The sequence below is a fragment of the Kluyvera intermedia genome (assembly GCF_021440345.1).
Taxonomy (GTDB): Bacteria; Pseudomonadota; Gammaproteobacteria; order Enterobacterales; family Enterobacteriaceae; genus Kluyvera; species Kluyvera intermedia_A.
On sequence record NZ_JAKCNS010000062.1, the window covers coordinates 1 to 4719 of the forward strand.

Here is a 4719-nt window from a genome sequence, read left to right on the forward strand (position 1 = left end):
ATGTGGAGATATTATGGAGAACTTGTATTTTTAATTAAATAAAACGCTGGTTGTTTTTAATAATAACACTAAACGATAAATATCAGAACACAGGCCGGGTATTCCCGGCCTGATAATTGTTACATGGTATAACCCAAAGTCAGCGACGTACGGCGGTCAGTGTGGTTCGGCGCCGTTGCCGGTGGTTCAGAGTTCCAGGTCACGTTATAAGCGACCTTCAGACCAAAGTGTTCGTTAATAGCAACGCTCAGTGCAGTCTCAGAGTTCACCGTAGTATCCTCCGCACCCAGCACAGAGACACCCTGGGTAAATTTCGTGGTATCCGTCATCTGCCAGGCGTAAGCGCCGGAAGCATAGCCCAGCGGCTGAGTTTCCGTATTGCCGTCGGTGTACTCATCGTAACGTACACCAGGACCAAATTCGAAACGTAAGCTGTGGATAGGACCATTCAGGAACTGATGACCATAACCAGCAGTAAAGACGTCACGCTCATGGTAGCCGTTGTAGCGGTCGGTCAACCAGCTTGCCTGACCAAACAGGTAATCCACGCTGGTCATGTTGTAACGACTACGTCCACCTGCTGAATATTTTTCAGAGGAGCGTTCATCATTAGCAGAGGTGTTGCTGGCAGCGCCCCACAGGGACCATGCAGTCGATTCACCATACCATGTCAACGTAGTATCAGCGGTGGCGGAAGAACTTTTGGTATTGCCAGATTGCGCGAGGTAACCCGCATTAATATCGCCTTCAAAAGGCTTTTTAGCGGTGGTTGGGTCATCCATGACAGTAAAAACGGTATCACTGGCGGTTGCATACGCAGACGCAAACACGCCCCCCAGCAGCACAACCGCTACCGGTACTGTCTTCAAAAGCTTCATTTATTAAGAGTCCGTACAACAAAAAAGGAGACGATTTCGTCCCGGAAACTTTCGCGAGGATCAACGACGGGGTGGTCCATAGAAAGGCAACAAATTATAAAAAGGCACGTATAACATAGCAATCTTATTCTTCTGTCATTTTTTGAATAAGAACTACCTTAAAACATATTTAATTTTATAATGAAAATGAGAGATTACTTACCATTCTCTATAAAAATCATAATGTTGTTGCTTTCTTTATCAGCCTGTAAGTGCCAGACTAAAATGCAATGAGGTTCAGCACAACCTAACGGCTTATAAAAGGAGGTTATCGGAATGGTAAAAATTTACACACTGACGCTCGCCCCTTCGCTCGACAGCGCCACTCAAACGCCACACATTTACCCAGAGGGCAAACTTCGCTGCACATCCCCGATCTTCGAACCCGGTGGTGGCGGAATTAACGTTGCCCGAGCAATCACTTTTCTCGGCGGCGAAGCCACGGCAATCTTTCCGGCTGGCGGTGCCACCGGCCAGCACTTGATAGACCTGCTACAGGCGGAAAACGTCCCTGTCGAAAGCGTCGAAACGCAAGAGTGGACGCGTCAGAATCTTCATGTTCACGTTAATGCCAGCGGCGAGCAATATCGTTTTGTCATGCCTGGCGCAACGCTCAATCACGACGAACTAAAGAGACTGCAGGAAAAGGTTTCGCAAATCCCCGCCGGTTCTTTGCTGGTTATCAGCGGCAGTCTCCCGCCGGGCGTTTCACTCGATGCGTTTGTCGCGCTGATAAAAGCCGCTCAACAGCAGGGTTTGCGCTGCATCATTGATAGCTCGGGCGATGCTTTAGCCGCCGCACTGGATATCGGCAATATCGAGTTAGTCAAACCCAACCAGAAAGAGCTGAGTGCCCTGGTGCAGCGAGAGTTGATACAACCCGATGATGTACGTCTTGCCGCCCAGGAAATCATACGCAGTGGCAAAGCCCTGCGTGTCGTGGTCTCGTTGGGCGCGCAAGGAGCCCTGGCCGTCGATGCCAATAGCTGCGTGCAGGTCGTTCCACCGCCAATAAAGAGCCAAAGTACCGTCGGCGCAGGTGATAGCATGGTGGGGGCGATGACCCTGAAACTGGCAGAAAATGTCTGTCTGAAAACCATGGTGCGTTATGGCGTCGCCGCAGGTAGCGCTGCCACGATTAATCAGGGAACGCGCCTGTGCTCGCGTGATAACACGCAAAAGATATTCGACTACCTGCAACAGCACTAAATGCTCAGTAAATCGGGCTCACGGGGCCACCCGTGAGTCGCGAAATGGCGGTAATCGACTATGCTAACAAAACTCCATTGTTAACAATGGAGTGCATCACGGTGGTTGATCCATCGTCGCGTAAGTGACCCACCCTACGTTCGTAGCAGAAACGGAATCATTTGGCCTGCGCTTTCAACACCTTTTTTATCCGTTGTGCGGTATAGCTCGAATTTTACCCTGTACTTATGCGCTAACCTTATGATATGGCAGAAAACATGGGGAGAGACATCATGTGGCAAGCGATCGGTAGCCTGTTAGGCGAGCAACTTGGAAGTGGCGAAATCGAACAGCGCAATGAACTGCCAGGCGGAGAAATCCATGCCGCATGGCATCTGAAGTATGCTGGTCGGGAGTTTTTCGTGAAATGCGATGAACGTGAATTACTGCCTATCTTTACTGCGGAGGCTGACCAGCTTGAGCTACTCTCTCGCAGTAAAACCGTGACCGTCCCGGAAGTCTTCGTCGTCGGTTCCGACCGCGACTACAGCTTCCTGGTCATGGAATATCTGCCACCGCGCCCACTGGATGCGCATAACGCCTTTTTACTCGGGCAGCAGCTTGCCCGTCTACATCAGTGGAGCGATCAGCCTCAGTTTGGCCTCGATTTCGATAACGATCTCTCCACGACACCACAGCCCAACGCCTGGCAGCGCCGCTGGTCGAACTTCTTCGCCGAGCAGCGTATCGGCTGGCAGCTTGAATTAGCCGCAGAAAAAGGAATGAAGTTCGGTGATATAGACGCCATTGTAGAACACATTCAGCAGCGGCTGAGTGCGCATCAACCGCAGCCTTCCCTGTTACATGGCGATCTATGGTCAAATAACTGTGCGCTGGGGCCAAATGGCCCGTATCTGTTTGATCCTGCCTGTTACTGGGGCGATCGCGAGTGTGACCTGGCCATGCTGCCATTGCATCCGGATCAGCCACCGCAAATCTACGATGGCTACCAATCCGTTTCCCCGCTCCCTGCCGACTTCCTCGACCGCCAGCCGGTCTATCAGTTGTATACCCTGATTAACCGAGCCATTCTGTTTGGCGGGCAACATCTGGTAGTGGCGCAAAAAGCGCTGGATAACGTACTGGCTGCATAACGACAACGCCCCCTTTCGGGGGCGTTGTCGTTAGTTCATCTGGACACCTTTCAGGCGGAACTCAATATTCATAATCAACCCGGTGCCCGGTTTGCCCGCTTCGTAACGCCATTTACGCATCACGGTTTTGACATCGCGTTCAAACATGTTGGACGGTTGCGCTGACAGAATTTCGACATTATCAACGCGCCCATCGGCGGTTACATCAAATTTCACCCGCACCTTACCTTCAATGCGCAGCGCCAGTGCGCGCGTTGGATAACTAGGCTGCTGGCGATTCAGCGCCCGAGGCCCGGTAGGGGCATTCATCGACGGTGCGCTAGCCCCCGGCAGATTATTCGCTACAGACCGTGCTGGCGGCGCTTCTTTATTCACCGTCGAGAGCGGACGCTGTTCAACCGGTTTCACTTCCGGCTTTGGCTGTTCGACTTTCACCGGCTTCGGTTTTGGTTTCGGCTTTGGCTTCGGTTTATGAATAACGACCGGCGCCTGCGGTACTTCAGGGATCGGCTCAGGCTCTGGTTCCGGCTCAGGCTCGACCACTGGCTGCGGTTGAACCACGGCCTGAGGCGGTTCTAAATCAGCAGGAGCAACCATCGTGATGGTAATCGGCTGAGCGGGAGCCGGCAGTTCAATAACCTGATGTACCGAGGTATAAAGCAGACCAGCCACGACAGCACCGTGAATACCAACAGAGAGAAGCGTCGGCCATGGAAAGCGGCGAGGTAAATCAAGGGTCATTGCAGTCATAGTCGTTACAGTTGAAAAATGAGACCTCGATTTTAAATGCAAATAGCAATCATATTCAATAAGACATCTTATCTTCAGTCAACTTTCTCCCGTAGTTGACTAAAAAAACCGCGCAGGATCGCGACTTTTAACCACAACAAAACTTTGCATTGCAGTCATTAACGCTTTCACTTAACGTGATCCGCAAATTATTTAAACAGGAGTTCCGCCCGTGCTTTACGTCATCTATGCCCAGGATATCGCCGACTCTCTTGAAAAACGGTTATCAGTACGCCCTGCCCATCTGGCACGACTGCAGTTATTACATGATGAAGGACGACTGCTTACCGCAGGCCCAATGCCCGCTGTCGACAGCAACGATCCCGGTGCCGCAGGTTTTAGTGGTTCAACGGTAATTGCGGAGTTTGAATCTCTGGAAGCCGCTCAATCCTGGGCGCAGGACGATCCGTATGTTGCGGCAGGCGTCTACCAGCAGGTTTGGGTTAAGCCATTTAAGAAAGTATTTTGATATACAAACATCTGAATATAAATCAATAAGATAATAGAATTTATCGTTGACTTAAGAGCGCAAAAGGATAGGCCGTATTTGCGCTCTTTTTAGTCGAATCTCAGCTGAAGTTAAAATTCTGGTTGATCACGTGTAAGTCATCGTGATGCAGTAACAATATATTATGGGAGTTTGCCAGCGCTCTAGGGAAGGTGCGAATAAG

5 protein-coding genes are annotated in these 4719 nt (G+C 50.8%); 3 read left to right on the top strand and 2 right to left on the bottom strand.

Annotation, left to right across the window (positions count from 1 at the left end; genetic code table 11):
* Positions 1–119 precede the first annotated feature (119 nt).
* Entirely contained in the window at positions 120–878 is a 759-nt protein-coding gene (locus tag LZ634_RS17080) for a YdiY family protein (protein WP_234507387.1), read from the bottom strand.
* A gap of 315 nt (positions 879–1193) precedes the next feature.
* Between LZ634_RS17080 and pfkB the strand changes: the two genes are divergently transcribed.
* Together pfkB and LZ634_RS17090 are read left to right on the top strand one after the other, a co-directional pair.
* Positions 1194–2126, top strand: coding sequence for a 6-phosphofructokinase II (gene pfkB, locus LZ634_RS17085; RefSeq protein ID WP_234507389.1), 933 nt, complete (start codon positions 1194–1196; stop codon positions 2124–2126).
* A gap of 272 nt (positions 2127–2398) precedes the next feature.
* The gene (locus LZ634_RS17090; RefSeq protein WP_234507391.1) at positions 2399–3259 is read left to right on the top strand and encodes a fructosamine kinase family protein; all 861 of its coding nucleotides are present in this window, start codon (positions 2399–2401) and stop codon (positions 3257–3259) included.
* Positions 3260–3289: 30 nt separating this feature from the next.
* Here the strand turns inward: LZ634_RS17090 and tonB are convergent, their stop codons facing one another.
* A complete protein-coding gene (gene tonB, locus LZ634_RS17095; protein ID WP_234507395.1) occupies positions 3290–4000 on the bottom strand; it encodes a TonB system transport protein TonB in 711 nt (236 codons plus the stop codon).
* A gap of 220 nt (positions 4001–4220) precedes the next feature.
* On the opposite strand from tonB, the gene LZ634_RS17100 reads away from it, so the two are divergent.
* Positions 4221–4517: a YciI family protein gene (locus LZ634_RS17100; RefSeq protein WP_234507393.1), complete on the top strand. Its 297-nt coding sequence runs from the start codon at positions 4221–4223 to the stop codon at positions 4515–4517.
* Positions 4518–4719 lie beyond the last annotated feature (202 nt).